This window comes from Pedobacter sp. Leaf170, from assembly GCF_920984665.1.
Classification (GTDB): Bacteria; Bacteroidota; Bacteroidia; order Sphingobacteriales; family Sphingobacteriaceae; genus Pedobacter.
Window position 1 is genome coordinate 78,820 of the sequence record NZ_CAKLBP010000010.1, and the last position, 19,735, is coordinate 98,554.

15 protein-coding genes and 1 tRNA gene are annotated in these 19,735 nt (G+C 35.5%); 9 read left to right on the top strand and 7 right to left on the bottom strand.

Features of this window, described 5'->3' with window-relative positions:
• Positions 1–70 precede the first annotated feature (70 nt).
• The gene (locus LUA90_RS18695; protein WP_231492126.1) at positions 71–724 is read right to left on the bottom strand and encodes a LysE family transporter; all 654 of its coding nucleotides are present in this window, start codon (positions 722–724) and stop codon (positions 71–73) included.
• Positions 725–740: 16 nt separating this feature from the next.
• On the bottom strand, positions 741–3,545 hold the full coding sequence (gene uvrA, locus LUA90_RS18700) for an excinuclease ABC subunit UvrA (protein WP_231492127.1): 2,805 nt from the start codon (positions 3,543–3,545) through the stop codon (positions 741–743).
• Positions 3,546–3,805: 260 nt separating this feature from the next.
• Here uvrA and LUA90_RS18705 point away from each other — a divergent pair, with 260 nt between their 5' ends.
• The 5 genes from LUA90_RS18705 to recA all read left to right on the top strand — a co-directional run bounded on the left by LUA90_RS18705 (position 3,806) and on the right by recA (position 8,386).
• On the top strand, positions 3,806–4,390 hold the full coding sequence (locus LUA90_RS18705) for an RNA polymerase sigma factor (protein WP_231463490.1): 585 nt from the start codon (positions 3,806–3,808) through the stop codon (positions 4,388–4,390).
• 88 nt (positions 4,391–4,478) lie between these two features.
• The gene (locus tag LUA90_RS18710) at positions 4,479–4,673 is read left to right on the top strand and encodes a hypothetical protein (RefSeq protein WP_231463491.1); all 195 of its coding nucleotides are present in this window, start codon (positions 4,479–4,481) and stop codon (positions 4,671–4,673) included.
• Between the two features lie 202 nt (positions 4,674–4,875).
• Positions 4,876–6,066: an MFS transporter gene (locus LUA90_RS18715; protein WP_231492128.1), complete on the top strand. Its 1,191-nt coding sequence runs from the start codon at positions 4,876–4,878 to the stop codon at positions 6,064–6,066.
• Positions 6,067–6,461: 395 nt separating this feature from the next.
• Complete coding sequence (gene nth / locus LUA90_RS18720) at positions 6,462–7,112, top strand: endonuclease III (RefSeq protein ID WP_231463493.1); 651 nt, start codon at positions 6,462–6,464, stop codon at positions 7,110–7,112.
• 245 nt (positions 7,113–7,357) lie between these two features.
• Entirely contained in the window at positions 7,358–8,386 is a 1,029-nt protein-coding gene (gene recA, locus LUA90_RS18725) for a recombinase RecA (RefSeq protein ID WP_304622663.1), read from the top strand.
• Between the two features lie 481 nt (positions 8,387–8,867).
• Here recA and LUA90_RS18730 read toward each other — a convergent pair whose 3' ends face one another.
• Both LUA90_RS18730 and tsaD read right to left on the bottom strand, forming a co-directional pair.
• Positions 8,868–9,065, bottom strand: coding sequence for a hypothetical protein (locus LUA90_RS18730; protein WP_231463494.1), 198 nt, complete (start codon positions 9,063–9,065; stop codon positions 8,868–8,870).
• A gap of 126 nt (positions 9,066–9,191) precedes the next feature.
• Positions 9,192–10,193: a tRNA (adenosine(37)-N6)-threonylcarbamoyltransferase complex transferase subunit TsaD gene (tsaD, locus tag LUA90_RS18735; RefSeq protein ID WP_231492130.1), complete on the bottom strand. Its 1,002-nt coding sequence runs from the start codon at positions 10,191–10,193 to the stop codon at positions 9,192–9,194.
• A gap of 74 nt (positions 10,194–10,267) precedes the next feature.
• Between tsaD and LUA90_RS18740 the strand changes: the two genes are divergently transcribed.
• A complete protein-coding gene (locus tag LUA90_RS18740) occupies positions 10,268–14,689 on the top strand; it encodes a translocation/assembly module TamB domain-containing protein (protein WP_231492131.1) in 4,422 nt (1,473 codons plus the stop codon).
• 150 nt (positions 14,690–14,839) lie between these two features.
• On the opposite strand, the gene LUA90_RS18745 is transcribed toward LUA90_RS18740, so the two are convergent.
• The 3 genes from LUA90_RS18745 to LUA90_RS18755 form a co-directional block, all read right to left on the bottom strand.
• Positions 14,840–16,051: a bifunctional 3,4-dihydroxy-2-butanone-4-phosphate synthase/GTP cyclohydrolase II gene (locus LUA90_RS18745; protein WP_231463497.1), complete on the bottom strand. Its 1,212-nt coding sequence runs from the start codon at positions 16,049–16,051 to the stop codon at positions 14,840–14,842.
• A gap of 123 nt (positions 16,052–16,174) precedes the next feature.
• Positions 16,175–17,599, bottom strand: a complete 1,425-nt coding sequence (locus tag LUA90_RS18750) for an LptF/LptG family permease (protein WP_231463498.1) — start codon at positions 17,597–17,599, stop codon at positions 16,175–16,177.
• 29 nt (positions 17,600–17,628) lie between these two features.
• Complete coding sequence (locus LUA90_RS18755; RefSeq protein ID WP_231463499.1) at positions 17,629–18,009, bottom strand: START-like domain-containing protein; 381 nt, start codon at positions 18,007–18,009, stop codon at positions 17,629–17,631.
• A gap of 137 nt (positions 18,010–18,146) precedes the next feature.
• Here LUA90_RS18755 and LUA90_RS18760 point away from each other — a divergent pair.
• From LUA90_RS18760 to LUA90_RS18770, 3 genes are all read left to right on the top strand, one after another.
• A tRNA-Met gene (locus LUA90_RS18760) sits at positions 18,147–18,220 on the top strand.
• Positions 18,221–18,451: 231 nt separating this feature from the next.
• Positions 18,452–19,246 carry a hypothetical protein gene (locus LUA90_RS18765; RefSeq protein ID WP_231492133.1) on the top strand — a complete coding sequence of 265 codons (795 nt, stop codon included), beginning with the start codon at positions 18,452–18,454 and terminating at the stop codon, positions 19,244–19,246.
• Between the two features lie 105 nt (positions 19,247–19,351).
• On the top strand, positions 19,352–19,525 hold the full coding sequence (locus LUA90_RS18770; RefSeq protein WP_231492135.1) for a hypothetical protein: 174 nt from the start codon (positions 19,352–19,354) through the stop codon (positions 19,523–19,525).
• Positions 19,526–19,735: the final 210 nt, after the last annotated feature.

The following is a 19,735-nucleotide window of genomic DNA, read 5'->3' on the forward strand; positions in this document are numbered from 1 at the left end:
CCAAATAAACAACTTATAGTCAAATAAGATTCTGAAACAAGTTGTGAATGATGACCGATCGAGACAAATTCTAAAATATAATAATCAGCTGCTTTACAATTAAATACGCAGCTAAAACATATAGAAATATAGCTATCGATTTATTGATGATTAAACTGCTTAGCGCAAATTTTTCTTGAATAAATGTAGCAAAATGCGCATACAAGTACAGTGCGCCGGCAGAGCCGAAACCTGAACCCAAACTAAATGTAATAAGTGATAGATAATCGGTTTTAATCCATTCGTGTAAGATAACATAGTTACCAAAAAATAACCAAAATGGAATTTGAACGGGATTTAGGACGCCTAAAATTAAACCATACAACACGCTCCCGCTACGCTTATCTTCTTTTTTACTGCTTGTTTTAGGTGCTTTCTTACGGTTTATCCAGGTTATTGTGCCCATGGTAATAAACATCAGAATCATGAAGCAATCTACCAAAGTACCTAACTTTACTTCGCTAACGGCTGCATTTGGATTGATATCGCTCATCGCCCAACGGGCAAAACGCATCATTCCGAAAGTAAAAAACACTTCTACAACAGAGAACGATAAAATGAAATACCAAACCTGACGCATACCTTTATTTATGGCTAATTGCGCAACGGTTAGGTTAATATTACCTGGCGGGATGTAGCCCATAGCATTAAGAAGAATGCCTATGATAAAGGTTAGAAAAAGCATTATCGAAAGTATAAATTTATTTTAAATGCTCAGCTAAATATTTACCAGTGTAAGAGTTTTTCACTTTTACCAAATCTTCCGGAATACCTTCAAAAACCAATTTTCCGCCGCCGTCGCCACCTTCCGGGCCGATATCAATTACCCAATCGGCACATTTTATCATATCCATATTATGCTCGATTACCAGAATCGTATTTCCCTGCTCAATCAATGTATTTAAAGCTTTTAACAGCTTTTTAATATCGTGGAAGTGTAAACCCGTGGTAGGCTCATCAAAAATAAATAAGGTTTTATTCGCATTGTTTCCTTTTATCAAAAACGAAGCAAGTTTAATACGTTGTGCCTCACCACCAGATAAAGTATTGGATGATTGACCTAAATGAACGTAGCCCAAACCAACATCAACCAAAGGGTTTAATTTATTTAGAATTTTTTGCTCATCCTTAAAGAAATCGACGGCCTCATCAATGGTCATATCCAAAATATCGGATACGTTTTTCTCCTTGTAAGTGATGTCTAGAACCTGTTGTTTAAATCGCTTACCTCCGCAAGTTTCGCAAGGCAGATAAATATCAGCCATAAACTGCATTTCAATTTTCACTTCACCCTCACCCTGGCAAACATCACATCGTCCGCCTTCAACATTAAATGAAAAGGCCGCTGGTTTTAAGCCAGAAGCTTTGGCTGCTGCTTGTGATGAAAATAAAGCTCTTATATCATCCCAGGCTTTTACATAGGTAACCGGATTTGAGCGGCTGGAACGTCCAATTGGATTTTGATCGACCATTTCCACGCCACTCACTAAATCATAATTACCAAAAATACCATCGTAAGAACCGGTTTGTTCACCAGCATAATTACCAATAGCTTTTTGGAGCGCCGGATAAAGAATTTTTTTTACTAAACTCGTTTTACCTGAACCAGAAACACCGCTCACAGCAGTAAATACTCCCAATGGAAATTTTACATCTATATTCTGAAGGTTGTTTTCTCTGGCACCTTTAATTAAAACATGGTCTTTCCATTTTCGGCGTTTCTCTGGGATAGCAATTTTTTCAATACCTGATAAATACCTTCCAGTTAAGCTGTTTTTATCTTTTAAAATGGCTTCATAATCGCCACTAAAAACTAAATTACCGCCATGTGTACCTGCCTCCGGACCGATATCAATAATATAATCGGCAGCACGCATCATTTCTTCTTCATGCTCTACAACCAAAACGGTATTGCCAACATTTCTTAAAGAGATAAGTACCTCAATTAATTTGTTTGTATCGCGTGGATGTAAACCAATACTTGGCTCATCTAAAACATAAATAGATCCAACCAAACTACTACCTAACGAAGTTGCTAAATTAATACGCTGCGATTCGCCACCAGAAAGCGTATTTGATAATCTATTTAAAGTTAAATAACCTAAACCAACATTATTAAGGTAAAGAAAACGATTATTAATTTCGGCCAATAAACGTTTGGCGATTTTAGCATCGTTAACGCTAAGTTTTAAATCATCAAAAAATGTAAGTGCTTTAGCCAATGGCATTAAAACCACATCGATTATTGATTTATCAGCGATTTTGACGTATGATGCATCCTTGCGTAAACGTGAGCCTTTGCAATCCGGGCAAATTGTTTTTCCGCGGTAGCGGGATAACATTACACGATATTGGATTTTATAGGTTTGCTCCTCAAGCTCTTTAAAAAAAGCATTTAAGCCTTCGAAATATTTATTGCCTGTCCACAATAAAGCCTGCTCTTTTTCTGTAAGCTGGTTAAAAGCACGATGAATTGGAAAATCGAATTTAGCAGAGGCTTTGATGAAATTCTGCAACCAAACGCCCATTTTCTCCCCTCTCCAAGGCGCAATTGCATTATCGTAAACACTTTTGCTTTTATCCGGAATAACTAAATCTTCATCAATACCAATTACATTTCCATAACCTTCACAACGTTTGCAAGCACCGTAAGGATTATTGAATGAGAAAAAATTCGGTGTTGGCTCTTCAAAGCGCATACCATCTAATTCAAACCTATCGGTAAAATGCTTCGTTTTACCCTGCACTTCAACATAGGCATCGCCTTTGCCTTCAAAAAAAGCAGTTTGCACAGAGTCGGCTAAACGACTTAAAGTTTCTTCTTCCTGATTGGTTACAATTCTATCTATTAAAATCTGTACGGTTTTATCATCAGTTAGCTCAATATCCTTAAAATCAGCATCATCCAAAACAGATTCAATTTTCTCAATTTTATTGTTAATTAGAACCCTAAGAAAACCTTTCTGCAGTAAAATGGCTAATTCCTCTTTAATTGTTCTGTTGTTGTGCGGGTAAAGCGGACAAAAAATGGTAACCGTTGTATCATCTGGCAGAGCACTTACATAATCTACCACGGTGCTTACAGAATCTTTTCGAACAACTTTGCCAGATATAGGCGAAATTGTTTTTCCAATCCGGGAGAAGAGTAATTTTAAATAATCGTAAATTTCTGTCGATGTGCCTACAGTAGAACGTGGATTTGAGGTGATAACCTTTTGTTCTATCGCTATTGCAGGCGCAATTCCTTTAATATAATCTACATCGGGCTTATTCATACGCCCCATAAACTGGCGGGCGTAAGAGGATAAACTTTCTACATACCTACGCTGTCCTTCGGCATAAAGTGTGTCAAAAGCAAGCGAAGATTTCCCCGAACCAGACATACCGGTTACCACTACTAATTTATTTTTTGGTATGGCAACATCTATGTTTTTAAGGTTGTGCACTCGTGCACCTTTAATGATAATATTTTTATGCGGATCTTTTTCGGCTTCTTTTTTGCTCATGTATTTATCAAGAATATATAATGAAACCCCTATTAAGTAATTTGGGTTTTAAGAAGATACAAAAATAGGGTACTGAGACCGTTAATTTATTTTTTAACATTTATTTTTTTGTTTATTGATAAAAAATTACCGTCCTTTGAGTATTAACGAACTCAGAACCAAACTAACACATTCAAAAAACATAGGAGACAGGCTATAGAAATTAAACTTCTACAAATTAATTTTTAGCAAATAGTAAGGGATTTAGTGTAGGTAAACCTATGAATTTACAATCATACAATGATCAGGACCTGGTAAAGTTATACGTTGCCGGGAACGAGAATGGATTGCAGGAACTTTTACGCAGACATAAAAGCAAAATCTATACTTCTATTTATTTATTGGTAAAAGACCAATATTTAGCAGAAGATATATTTCAGGATGCTTTTATTAAGGTAATTAACACTTTGCGATCTGGCAGATATAACGAGGAAGGCAAGTTCTTACCTTGGGTAATGCGTATTGCGCATAACTTAGTTATCGATTATTTCAGAAAAGAAAAACGAACGCCAATTATTACCAGTTCGGATGGAATGGATGTGTTTAACATGCTGCATTTTTATGATGAAAGTGCAGAAGAAAAAATGCTCCGCGACCAAACGCACAAAGACCTGAAAGCAATGATTCATTTATTGCCCGATGAGCAAAAAGAAGTGCTTTTAATGCGCCACTACGCCGATTTAAGTTTTAAAGAAATTGCCGACTTAACAGACGTAAGCATTAACACGGCTTTAGGTAGAATGCGTTATGCTTTAAGCAATTTGCGCAAGATGCTTAAGAGTAAAGAAATGACTTACAAAGGGTAATAAAAAAGTTACACGAAATGTTTTAGGGATTGAAATAAAGCATCTCAACTAACGTTTAGTTTATAAAAACAAAAACATTTAGTTGCTTATGACAAAAACCTCTACATCAAAAAAAAGTGTAAACTTACCAACCCAAAACATGTTTCATTACAATAACGATAGTGAATCTGATGCGGAGATTAACTTATTTTACGATCAAATTAAAAGTAAGTTAGACGGACTGCTTCAAAACCCTTCTGATGATAGCATCAACAGAATTTTGAACTACAGCAAAACAAAGTAATTTACCAGCAAAAAGCTTCCTTAAAATTAAGGGAGCTTTTTTTATGCGATGATAAAATTGATATTTTGTGTCTTCGCATCTCTCCCCTATTTCCACATAGCACATATTCAGTCATTTATGTTACATATTTACACTTTATGTTTTTCATAGTGCAATAAAACCCCTACATTTGCTTAGTGTAATTTTCACACTAAGTATCGCTATGAATAAGAACTTAATCCCATTAACGCTTGGCGGTTTAGGCATCGGCATTACAGAATTTGTAATGATGGGTCTTTTACCGGATATTGCTAAAGACTTAAAAGTTTCCATCCCACAGGCTGGTCATTTAATTTCTGCTTATGCACTTGGTGTAGTAATTGGGGCTCCGCTTTTAATAATGATTGCCGGTAAATATCCACCTAAAAAGATATTAATCGCATTAATGGTTATGTTTACAACCTTCAATGCATTTTCTGCATTTGCTCCAACTTTTAATACCTTATTTATTGCCAGATTATTATCAGGCTTACCTCATGGTGCTTTTTTTGGTGTTGGCTCGGTAGTAGCCAGCAGAATAGCAAAAGAAGGCAAAGCTGCACAAGCCGTTTCCTTAATGTTTATGGGTTTAACAATTGCAAATATAGTTGGCGTTCCCTTAGGTACATTTATAGGGCATAACTTTTCATGGCGCATATCATTTGCAGTGGTTGTAATAGTTGGCCTGGTTACTTTATTAAGTTTAAAACTTTGGTTGCCAGCACTAGAGGCTGCAAAGAATCGTAATTTAAAGGCAGAACTTAGCTTTTTTAAAAAGAGAGAAGCGTGGATTATCATTGCAATGATATCAATAGGAACCGGTGGTTTATTTACCTGGTATAGCTACATAGCGCCTTTAATGACAGATGTTGCAGGTTTTTCTCCAAATGCAGTAACCTATATATTAATGCTTGCAGGTTTGGGTATGATGACGGGAAATTACCTGGGCGGCATACTGGCCGACAAATATTCGCCAGCAAAAGCTTCTGCATTTTTGTTAATTGCCATGGTAATAACTTTAACCATTGTCCACTTCGTTTCGGGCAACCAGGTTTTGGCTTTGGTTATGACATTCGTTACTGGAGCGGTATCATTCTCCCTTGCGGCACCAATCCAAATGCTTATGATACAATCAGCAAAAGGTTCTGAAATGCTTGCAGCCTCTGCTAGCCAGGCAAGTTTTAACATAGGCAACGCACTTGGTGCATTTTTTGGCGGCTTACCATTAGTTTATGGCTTCGATTACACAGCCCCTGCTTATGTGGGTGCGGCAATGGCTTTGGTAGGTGCTTTTTTTGCATTTTGGCTTATCAGAAGTACGCAAAACCACGAAGTAGAAATTGATGCAAAAGCCATTGCTACATCTTTCCATTAATTAGAAAAGCAACGGTAGCAATACTAAAAATTATTAGTCCGGCTATACACTTTACTCCGTTACACTCCGTGCTCGTTGCTATCCGGTTTATTTTGAACGGCTTTTGCACAGAACCCGGGTAGCTTGTAGTAAGTAAAACGAATTGCTGTGCACAAACTACGTTCAATAAACTCCGATTGAAACGTAAATACTTTTTAATTGTAGAAAACTAAAATAAGTTGCTATGCTGAGGCACGAAGCATCTGTAACCGATGAAAAAAATTCTTCGTGCCTCAGAACTACAGAAGTTAATTAAAAAGATTGTAGTGTAAAGCGGGGCTGTAGTTGCCATTAAACCGTAACTTCAATTTTCTAATATTATAAATGCTTATAAAAATTGGTAACTATATTTGCCAATGCTTAAAAAAGAACGATATAAACTTTTTGTAGAACATTTTTCGGCTAAGCAGCCAGATGCCGAAACAGAATTACATTATAATAATCCCTACCAGCTTTTAGTTGCCGTAATTTTATCAGCGCAGTGTACCGATAAACGGGTTAACATGGTTACTCCTGCTCTTTTTCAGCGTTTCCCAAACGCCAAAGCACTTGCCGAAGTAACACCCGATATTGTTTTTGATTATATACGCAGTATTAGCTACCCAAATAATAAGGCTAAACATTTGGTTGGGATGGCAAATATTTTAATAAATGAATTTAACGATATTGTACCTTCGGGCATAGATGATTTACAAAAAATGCCTGGAGTTGGCCGTAAAACAGCAAATGTTATTGCTTCAGTTATTTATAATGCACCTGCTATGGCGGTTGATACGCACGTATTTCGTGTAGCAAACCGATTAGGATTAACAAAAGGCAAAACGCCTTTGGCTGTAGAAAAAGATTTGGTTAAAAATTTGCCTAAACACGATATTCATATTGCGCACCACTGGTTAATTTTGCATGGCCGTTATGTATGCGTTGCCCGAAGCCCCAAATGCGAAGTTTGCGAAATAACTTATATGTGCAAATATTTTGAAACAATGGCTAAAGAACAGAAATTTTGACGGTTTTTAAGTTTTATGTTGTAAGTTTTACATTGTAAGTTTATATGGAAATAATGAAGGTTTTAAAGTTTGAATATCATGTAAGCCAAAACATGCAATATATAATAGATGACGGGGAACAGAAAAAAAAATAAATTTACTATTGACATTAGCTAAAAAACAATTAACTTAGCTAAATATTTTAGTAAAATAGTTTTTAACATTTGATTTTTAGCCGATAGATTAGTTTTATATTTACGCCTTACATGAAAGAAAAAATGAGTGCAACTGCCAACACAGATAAATTAAAAGCGTTACAGCTTACTTTAGATAAACTAGAGAAATCGTACGGTAAAGGTACGATAATGAAACTTGGAGATACTGCTATTGAGCCACTTGAGTATATTTCAACTGGATCAATCAGTTTAGATATTGCTTTAGGCATTGGTGGTATTCCAAAAGGCCGTATTATAGAAATTTATGGACCTGAATCTTCTGGCAAAACAACTTTAGCAACTCACATTATTGCCGAAGCGCAGAAAAAAGGTGGTATTGCTGCATTTATTGATGCGGAGCATGCCTTTGACCAATTTTATGCTAAAAAGCTTGGTGTAGATACAGATAATCTATTAATCTCTCAACCAGATAATGGTGAGCAGGCATTGGAAATTGCTGATAACTTGATTCGCTCTGGTGCGATTGATGTGATTGTAATTGACTCGGTTGCTGCCTTAGTACCAAAAAGCGAGATTGAAGGTGAAATGGGTGATAGTAAAATGGGTTTACATGCCCGTTTAATGAGTCAGGCATTACGTAAATTAACCGGTACAATTTCGAAAACTGGATGTTGCTGTATTTTCATTAACCAGTTACGTGATAAAATTGGTGTAATGTTTGGTAATCCTGAAACAACAACTGGTGGTAACGCTTTAAAGTTTTATGCTTCAGTACGTTTAGATATTCGTAGAATTTCGCAAATTAAAGATACTGATGAGGTTTCTGGTAACCGCGTGAAAGTTAAAATTGTTAAAAACAAAGTTGCTCCACCTTTCCGTATTGCTGAATTTGACGTAATGTTTGGTGAAGGAATTTCTAAAAATGGGGAAATTATCGATTTAGGTGTAGATTTTGGAATCATTAAAAAAGCAGGCTCTTGGTTTTCTTACGGAGATACAAAACTTGGCCAGGGTAGAGATGCCGTTAAACAGCTTTTAAGTGATAACCCAGAATTAGCTGATGAATTAGAAGCTAAAATTAAAGCCGAGGTAACCGGCGATAAATTAGAAGAAAAATAGTTAAATCAATTAAACAAAAAAACAGTCCCGATTATTAATTTAACCGGGACTGTTTTTGTTATGGCTTTTTTTTAAATTCGTTATTTCACTATTCATGATATTGACTAAGCGTATTCTGAATTGGGAGCAAACAGAGGATTTCAAATCCTATTTTATTTACGCTTCGAGATGCCTTTCAGAACATCTCGAAGAGCTTGGCTAAACGTATTCTGAATTGGGAGCAAACAGAGGATTTCAAATCCTATTTATTTACGCTTCGAGATGCCTTTCAGAACATCTCGAAGAGCTTGGATAAACGTATTCTGAATTGGGAGCAAATAGAGGATTTCAAATCCTATTTATTTACGCTTCGAGATGCCTTTCAGAACATCTCGAAGAGCTTGGATAAATTAGAAGAAAAATAGTTAAATCAATTAAACAAAAAAACAGTCCCGATTATTAATTTAACCGGGACTGTTTTTGTTAAAGCCTCTTTTAAAATTTAGTTCTGACTAAAAATGGCATTAAAATCTTTGGTTACATATACAATAACCAGTATAGCTGCAATTAATAGAGCGCCTAAAATAATTACGCCCCAACTTCCCTTCAACTTATTTTTGTCTTTTCTAATTAGATAATATAAAATTCCCATCAAAGGAATTGCACAAACTATCCAAAATACTAATGATGCTCCAGTCATATAATTTTATTAGTCCGAAGTCAGAAAACCTGAAATCGGGAGATTTTATTGGTTAAATAACAATAACCAAAGTTCAATTTTTAAGTAACAATTAATCAATTCCATAGTTAAGCAATTAACCAACCATCAAAACTCCATTCTTGCTAAAGGCGAAACATCCTGGCCAACGAAATCTTGTTTTAAAAATTTATGGTAGCCTGCAATTGCAATCATACCTGCATTATCGGTACAATATTGGAAAGCAGGTATGTAAACATTACAGCCTAAATCAACAGCTGTTTGCTCCAACGTATTTCTTAAACCAGAGTTTGCCGAAACTCCACCAGCTATGGCCACTTCTTTGATATTGTATTGCTTTGCTGCTTTTTTTAGCTTATTCATCAAAATCTGAATAATACTATGTTGAACTGAAGCACAAATATCGTTTAAATTTTCTGCAATAAAATTAGGGTTTTCCTTTTCCTGCTTACGTATAAAATACAATATGGATGTTTTAAAACCACTAAAGCTAAAGTTTAAATCTGCAATCTGCGGCTCGGCAAATTTATAGGCTTGTGGATTCCCTAATTTGGCATGTTTATCAATTAACGGCCCACCCGGATAAGGAAGCTGCAATATTTTAGCTGTTTTATCGAATGCTTCACCGGCTGCATCATCTAAAGTTTCGCCAACAATTTCCATATCGAAATAATCTCTTATTAAAACGATTTGTGTATGACCACCGGAAACAGTTAAGCACAAAAACGGAAAATTTGGTTTTGGCTCATCAATAAAATGCGCTAATATGTGCGCATGCATGTGATTGACAGAAATTAGCGGTATATTTAACGCTAATGCAAATGATTTTGCAAAGGATACACCTACAAGGAGTGAGCCTAATAAGCCCGGTCCTTGAGTAAAAGCAACGGCGCTTATGTCCTGTTTTGTAACCTTAGCATTCAATAATGCCTGTTGTACAGCAGGCACTATATTTTGTTGATGTACCCTTGAAGCTAATTCAGGGATTACGCCACCATAATTTTCATGAATTGTTTGGTTTGCAATAACATTGGCCGTAATTTTGCCGTTGTTACAAATAGCAACCGAAGTATCATCGCAAGAGGACTCTATAGCAAGTATAATAGACAAATTATTTTTATTTAAGCTGCAAAATTATTAAAAAACTATTTAAAATACTCCTTTGGGTAATCGCATCAATACTTTTGCTGCTTGCGCTTCTTGTTTTTTCGCTACAGTTTAAACCTGTTCAAACGTTTTTTGCAAAAAAAGCAGCAGCTTACTTATCCAAAGAATTAAATACAACTGTTTCTATTAAAAGCCTGTATATCAAGCCATTTAAATCAATTGTACTTGAAGATTTTTTACTACTCGACCTTCAAAAAGACACTCTATTAAGTACACCAACATTGATGGTAGATATCAATCAATTATCACTTGAGAAAAGAATAATTGATATTAACACCATACAACTCAATAACGGGCAATTCTATTTAAAAGATTTCAAAGATAATTCTTCTAACCTCGATTTCATTATTAATTATTTTGATGATGGTAAGGTTACTGTAAAGAAAAAGAAAAAGCCTTACGAAATTGACTTTGGCAGAATAATCGTTAACAACTTAGCTTTTAAATACAAAAACTACAAAGCTAAAGATACCGTTCAAGGAAGTAGCGTAAACTTTGATAACGTTGATGTGAAAAACATGAGCGTTATTTTAGAAGGCTTGGACACTAAAAATCATCTTCTAAAAACAAATATTAAAAACCTTACATTAAGAGAGCGTAGTGGTTTTTATTTGAAAAATTTAACTGCAGAAACAACTGTTGATAGTAATGCGATTGAGCTAAAAAATTTATCGTTAATAACCAATCAAAGTAGACTTACGGATTACTTCAGAATGCAATTTAAAAGTTTTAAAGACTTTAACCATTACATTGATAATGTTAGAATGAAGGCTATTTTTAAAGATAGTCACATTTCATCGAAAGACGTAGCCTACTTTGCACCCGAGCTAAACACGATGAAAATGGAATTGGATGTTGATGGCCAGATTACTGGTTTGGTAAACAATCTGAAAGCAAGAAAGCTATCTATTAAATCGGGAAAGGCAACGTACATAAAAGGCGATTTTGTAATTAAAGGTTTACCGAAGTGGGAAGAAACCTTTATGGATTTGAAAATTGAGATGGCCGGAACGAATAAGACAGACCTGGATGAAGTTTTGGCAGGAATTACCGGTAAGAAAAAGAAACTTGTTCCAAGCATTGTTAGCAAATTTGGCAACATAAACTTTAACGGCAGTTTTACCGGTTTTCAAAACGATTTTATAGCTTATGGTGAGTTTAAAACCAAATTGGGTAGAATTGTTTCGGATGTTAATATGAAGATAGACAAGAATGATGTTCCTTCATACACCGGTAATGTTAAAACCTACGATTTTAATATAGGCAACCTCCTGGATGAAAAAAGTTTAGGTCGTATTTCATCATCATTATATGTAAAAGGCCGTGGTACGGAACTTAAAGAACTTACTGAGAAAATTGATGGTAAAATTGACTACATAGATTTTAATAATTACAGATACAGAAACGTAAAAATCAATGGCACTTTTGATAAAAAATATTTCGACGGGAAACTAACCATCAACGATAAAAATATTAAACTAGATTTTGATGGCGGAGTTAACTTAAACCCAAAATTACCTGTATTTAATTTTAATGCCACAATAACTGGTGCCAGGTTAAAAGCTTTGCATTTATTAAAAGATTCTCTTCGGGTAGATGCCAAATTCAACACCAATTTTTCGGGAACAGATTTAAATAATATTGAAGGCCGATTAAGGATACAGGAAATAGTTCTGAAGAATCCTAAAGGAACCTACAGCATAGATTCAGTTGAGCTTACCGCAAACGGCAGTGGTGTAGACCGCCACTTAACCATTAAATCGGATATTTTAGATGCAAGTATTGATGGAAAATATGATTTAAACTCTATCGGTTCTTATTACAAAGCGATTGCTAAAACTTATGTTCCATCCTTCCAAACACAAATTATAAAGTTTAAGGAACAAATTTTTCAGTTTAATTTAAAGATTAAACGTTTTGAGCCACTTGCACAACTCGTTTCCCCCGGCTTAGAATTATCTGAAGGCGCAAACTTTATTGGCAATTTCGATTCACGCAATAATACCGCAACATTAAATGGTTTTATCAAAAATTTGAAGTATCAAGGTGTTGTTGTAAACAATATTATTATTGATGAGAACACAACACCAGAACAGCTTCAGCTCAATGTAACATCAGATAGGGTTCAACTTAATGATAGCTTATTTGTTAAGGACTTTAACGTTTCAAATATTCTGAGAAATGATAGTTTGGCTTTTAACATTAAAACATCAAGTGCTGATGAAGCCAACAAACTAGATTTAAACGGACTTGTTGAGTTTACCAAAAACCAAGATACCACAGCACGGCTAAGCATTTTACCCTCTATCCTACAAATAAACCGTGAAGAATGGAGAATTCAGGAAAAGGTTCGTATTGTTTTGAATAATGGTAAAACAGAAATTAAAAACTTCGACTTAACTAATGATAAGCAACAAATTACGGTTGATGGTTTAATATCTGAAGACCCGAAAGATTTATTAGCCGTTGGTTTTAAAGATTTCAACCTAAAAACTATTAATTTCTTTACTAAGGGATTTGGGGTTAAACTCGCTGGAAATGTAAATGGTAAAACCAATTTATACGGAATTTTAAAATCTCCGAGAGTTAATGATGATATTAAAATTGACTCTTTAAACTTTAATGATATTTACATTGGAACGCTTACTGATACTTCTTCATTTAACGAGGGTAATAAAATAAATGTTTATACCAGAATTATAGCAGATGATTCTGAAACATTTAAAGTAACCGGCGGCATAGATTTGAAACAAAAAGAATTGGATTTAAATGTTAAGATGGACGAAAGTAAGCTTACCATTTTTGAGCCCTTTGTTAAACAGCTTGTATCGAACTTAAAAGGCAACGTTTCTTCTGATTTGACCATTAAAGGTAAACTTGACGACCCTAAAATTAATGGAACGCTCTCTTTAGATAAAGGGCAATTAATGGTAAATTACTTAAAAACTACCTATGTAATTACCGATAAGGTTAATGTAGAAAACAGCATTATAACACTTGACAATTTTAGATTGCAGGATTTAGAAGGCCATGAAGCAGTTGCCAATGGAAGCGTAGATTTAAATAATATAGACGACCCAACCCTTAATGTTAAAGTTGACGCTCAAAGTTTTATGGCGTTAAATACAACCTCAAAAGATAATTCGGTTTACTTCGGTAAAGCATACGGAACGGGCGTTTTTAAATTTACTGGCCCTACGAGTAAAATGAAAATCGATATTAAGGCGAAAACAGAAAAGGGAACTGTTTTCAATCTTCCGCTTAATAGCTCAGAAACCGTATCTGATAAAGATTTTATCAACTTCATTAGCCGAGACTCAGCAAAAGTTGTTAAAAAGGTTACCACATTTGATGGCTTAACCTTAACATTTAAATTAACCATCGACCCAAACACTACGGCTAACATTTTTACAACGCTTGGTAATCTGAGCGGTAAAGGTAACGCAGAATTAAACCTAAACATTAATAGCCTGGGCGATTTTGAAATGTCGGGTGATTACATTATTGAAACCGGAAGTTTTGACTTTACAGCTCAAGAGGTTATCAATAAGAAATTCGAAATCAGACAAGGTGGAACGATTAGGTGGACAGGTAACCCGACCGCGGCACAAATTAATTTAAAGGCGGTTTATGCACTTCGTGCGAACCTGAATGAGCTTTACAAGGCTGCTAACCGCGATGCGAGTAGCAATGCCAATCAAAGGGTAAATACTGAAGTAGAAATGGGTTTAACTGGTTTGTTATTGCAACCAGATATTAAGCTCGACATTAACTTCCCTGCCCAACCGGCAATTAAAGAAGAGCTTCAAACTTATTTTAGCGACCAAAATAATTTAAACTTACAGGCTTTCAGTTTAATTATAAGAAGGAGTTTTGCGCCAGGAAATGGTGGAGAATCAATTGGAAAACAATTGGGTTCGAGTGTATCTAGTACTGCAACTGAACTTGTTTTTAACCAGTTTAACAATGTGCTTTCATCGTTAAACTTAAATTTTGTCGATTTAAACGTTAAATCGTTAAGTGAAGCCAACGCATCATTTAAATTCTTTAACGACAGGCTTGTAATTAATGCTGGTATTGTTGACAGAAATAGCTTAAATGATTTTACGGTAATCGATTTTTCTAAGAATGTTGGTAGCGAAGTAGAGGCTTTATTCCTGATAAGAAAAGATGGAAGTTTAATTGGTAAACTGGCGAATAAACCACCAACGCAACAAAGTATATTCCTTAATAGCGGTATCAGTTCTACTGCAAATGTAACTTCAGTTGGAATCGTTTATACCCAACAATTCGATACATTTAAAGAATTTTTACAGAAATTATCTGGTGCTTACAGAAGAAATTTGAAAAGAAAATCAGCTGAACAGCCTGTTAAAACTAATCGCAGTATAAATAAAGAAGCGATTATAAATCAGAATAAAAATAATCCAAGAAGGTAAGGTTTGTTACCGGTTGCCTATTATGAGTTGCCCGTTTGTTTGGGTGCGTAATAGAAAGTTGTCGGTTGAATAAAGACTACACAACCTACAACTCCCTAACAGATAATAATTATTGAAGCCAGACCGGCAAACTGTAACTGATAATAAAACTTATCCTTTCATAATGGAATGACCCATTTTATCTCTTTTGGTTTTCAGGTAGCGCTCGTTGTGTACATTACTTTCAATTTCGATTGGAATATTTTCTACAACCTCTAAGCCATAGCCAATTAAGCCGGCACGCTTTGTTGGGTTATTGCTCATTAATCGCATTTTAGTTACGCCATGTAGTCTTAAAATTTGTGCACCAACGCCATAATCGCGTTCATCGCCTTTAAAGCCTAATTTAATATTGGCTTCAACGGTATCAAAGCCAGCATCCTGCAAATTATAAGAACGTAGTTTATTAATAAGTCCGATACCACGACCTTCCTGATTCATGTATACCACCACACCTTTTCCTTCTTTCTCAATCATCTCTAAAGCCTTGTGTAACTGCGGACCGCAATCGCAACGGCATGAACCAAAAATATCGCCGGTTACGCAAGAACTATGTACACGAGCTAAAATTGGCTCTCCTTCGTTCCACTCTCCTTTTGAAATGGCCAAATGTGTTGCATTATTATCCAATTGAGTGTAGGCCGTCATTTTAAAATCACCCCATGCAGTTGGCAAATCAATGCTAACCTCTTGTTTTACCAGGCTATCAATCGTTAACCGGTAAGCAATTAAATCTTCAATAGAAATAATTTTTAATTGGTGCTGCTCAGCGATTTTAAATAAATCGGGCAAGCGAGCCATTTCTCCATCTTCTTTTAATATCTCTACCAAAACTCCTGCAGGTTTAAAACCAGCAAGTCTGGCTAAATCAACTGCAGCTTCTGTATGTCCTGCCCGTCTGATAACGCCGCCCTCTTTTGCTCTTAACGGGAAAATATGTCCTGGTCGGCCAAGCTCATCCGGGTTGGTATTTGGATTTGCAAGTGCAAGCATAGTTTTAGAACGGTCGCTCGCTGAAATACCCGTTGTGCAACCATGACCAACTAAATCAACGGAGACCGTAAAATTTGTTTCATAGGCTGCAGTATTTTTGCCCACCATTAAATTAAGATTCAGCTCATCGCAACGCTCCTCTGTTAAAGGCGCACAGATTAAGCCACGACCGTAGGTAGCCATAAAATTAATTACCTCTGGTGTTGCATTTTCTGCAGCAGTTAAGAAGTCGCCTTCGTTTTCTCTATCTTCATCATCTACAACGATGATTACTTTACCGGCTTTGATGTCTTCAATAGCCTCTTGTATAGTATTTAATTTTGCTTGCATTTTATATAAAGTACAAATTGCCTTTCATCCGATAATTACATCTTCGATTGGATTGATACAAAGGTACAACCTTATTGAGCAATATAATGCAGAATATATCATTTGTAAGTAAATGATATGTACCTACTTTTGCTTTATCCTCAATAGTTTGATAAAAAATTGTTTATAATAATTTACATCGAATAAAGCCGAATCTACAGTTGCTTTGTAGGTTAAAAACACGGCTAATGGTGTTAAAATAATGAAGGCAATCCACATCCCAAATATTGGATTTATATTTCCCTCACGGGCAGATTTCTCAGCAACGGTAGTGATGATGTGGTATATCAAGAAAAACACAACAGCAATTACAACTGGTAAGCCCATTCCTCCTTTTCTGATAATTGCCCCAAGTGGCGCACCAATAAAAAACAGCAAAATACAGGATGCGGCAAGCGTAAATTTCCGTTGATATTCTACACTTGTAAAAATAATTTCGCCTTTTAAATCTTCCTGAACGGGTGCACCATAATCTAACCCCTGTTTCATATTCGATGCTACAGTTGCTGCATTTTGAACGCTCTGTAACCTAAATCCATTTGGAATATTTTTAAGAATATCCTTATCAATTTTTTTGGGTGCTATTTTTATTTTGCTGTAACCCAAAGCAACATTACTTTGTTTAAAATTGTTGCCTAAATTACGAGCCCTATTCAAGTTTATGGTATCCATCTTTTTAACTAATGAATCCCTTTTTCTATCAATGCCATCAAGATTTAACATAACCGTATTGTTGCCAAAACTACCTTGATCTGTTTTCTGCATATCAAAAGAGGCCATATCAAACTTTGGTTCTGTCTGCTTAAAACGGCTTCTGTACATAATTTGTCTCGGGTTATACACACCACCTGAACTTGCTTGCTCCTCGTAGGTTACGCCGTTTTTTAAATTAAAAATCAGGTATTTACCATCCGGAGATTTATTAAGCTCACCTTCTTTAGCCAAAATAACTTTTGGGATTCCATTGGTACCCTTATGATCGTAAATCATAATGCCATACATTTTCCCGTCTTCATCTTTACTATCTACACGAATGGAGTAATCGGGAATACTATTATTGAAAACGCCAGGTTTAATAAGGAAGGCCAGTTTTTTATTCCTAACATCGAACATTAAAGAATAAAATTTGAGGTTGGCTTTTGGTAAAATGTAGTTGGAAAATAAAAACGACCCAGCTGTTAACATTAATATAAGCACCAACAATGGCTGCATGGCTTTTTGTAAAGAAATACCTGCTGATTTTATGGCTACAAGCTCATAATTTTCGCCAAGAGTACCAAAAGTCATGATAGAGGAGAGCAACACGGATAGCGGCAAGGCCATGGAGATTTGCACCATCGATTGATAGTACATCAGTTCGATAATGGTGTACCATTCGAAACCCTTGCCAATCAGATCATCTACATATTTGAACAGAAAAAACATCAGCAAGATAAACATCACAACGAAAAATGTTGCAAAGAATGGCCTGATGAATGATTTTATAATTAGAAGATGTATCTTTTTCACCTTACAAAGGTAAACAATGCATATTTATTTTATGCACCCAAAACACTTATAAGGTAATCAATCTGGTTATCCCAAATCAATTTCTTTTCAGCAAGAAGATCGTCTGTTGTAAAATCGGTAATGGCTAGTGCTACATCGTTGGTTAGTTCGTCTTGCACAATTTCCATTTCAAAATAGCATTGCGGTTCATCATCAAGCCACTTAAACTTCACTAATTTGTTCTCTTTTACCGAAATTAGCTTTGCTTTTAATTGTTCATCATCCCAGGTAAATGTGTAAACCTGATCGCGAAAATTAACATCATCTGCAAACCATTGTGATAAGCCATTTGGCTCACTAATAAAGCTATACAAAATTCGTGGCGACGATTTAACCTCGTACTCAAGCGTAAATTTTTTCTTTTCTGCCATGTTAATTCATTGCCCGAATACTACCGCGGACTATTTTTTTAATTTTATTTTTTTAAAGAAAGGTAATTTATTCTATATTTGCAACTCCAAAAAATAACCACCTAAATATTTGATAATATAAGCAAATATTTTTACCCGGCGGGGTAGCTCAGATGGTTAGAGCGCAGGATTCATAACCCTGAGGTCGGCAGTTCGATCCTGCTCCCCGCTACTTGATTAAAAGCTCATCGAAAGATGGGCTTTTTTTGTTTGAAGAGGTGCTGGCGTAGGTGTTAAGGCAGTAATGGCTACATGCATTTGATTGAACTAATATAATCATTCTACCCTACCGTTGCAAGCAATCACCATGGTATTTGTTACTTAAGTGACGCATTAACTGACGCAGGTTTTTATTTTATTGTCTGAAGATACATATCTTTGATTTGCATTATAAACTACTTCGATGTACACTATAACCCTTCTTCTAGATTTAAGTAGATTAAGATCATACTTCCCAATCTTAGATGAAACCTCAACAGTGCAACCAACTTCGATTTCTCTTGAATATATTGGCGAAGAGAACTTCAAACGAATTAATATCGAGTTGCTGCAAAAGCTTGAAGAATATAAACTCACTGAGCATCATAACGAACTCTTATATTTAATCTTATTGAAGAACGAACAGATCAGGGGTCGCTACGACGCATACTGGGAGAACTATAATGATGATCTAACATCTAAGGAGGTAGCAAAGTTCTTGTTAACTTTTAAAGAAACAAGACCAACTGAACATTTTCAGCTTGTAGCTAGACCTACATTATCATCAGCCAGTGCAATAAAAGATACTGCGATAGCCAAATGGATGTGTGAAGTGCTTTACGATAGGATTGAGCGTAAAGACTTTCCTTTAGGTCTATTTGGAGAGAAGCTTCTGTTTGATCTTTTCGGAAACAACCCAGAGTCAAGTAAGACAATTGATATCGGTAGGCTTAAGTTAATAGCTAACAAATCACCCAAGGTTCCCACTGTGAGATTAAGGAAGCTCTACGTTGAACTATGCTGCTATCTTCAGCCATACATTATCGACCAAACTCATCTTACCGCTCAGGAAGGAACTCTCCTTACAGACCAGGAAGCTAACCTCTTCTTTTGTATTTTAGAAATGATTGGATACATTGACAAGGATAAAATAACATCTGAACCAAAGGACTATATGCATTCCATGTTCTCAAAACATGCTAAGCTATACACCTCATAATCAAGGCTATATTTAATTCTTTTTTTAGCATTTTTCTGTTGCCCACTGTGCAATTTAGTATTCAGACCTTCGAAGTGTTGTGGAACAATTCACACACCAAGAAAGATGAATATATCGAATAACAAATTAAACAAGATTAGTTTAGAAGAACTAAACCGCATCGCAAAATCTGGCGAACACACTGCAATCGTTGATAGCTTTATCAACTCCCTTGATGATCAAACCATCGATGATGATATCAATTGGGATATAGAGGTGATTGACCCTAGTGATTATTAACTTTTATAACAACACATAAAAGATATCACTTATGGCAACACATTATAACTTTTCTACGCTGCAACTTTACAACTCTTTGCAACCGTAAGCCTACGACCAACCCATCTTGACTTAACTTGTTTTGACTGTTAATTTTGATTAAAAATCATGATATGAAAAAACCAGTTTTACAGTCAAACGAAATGTTTCCCCATGTTGAGGCCTGGATGT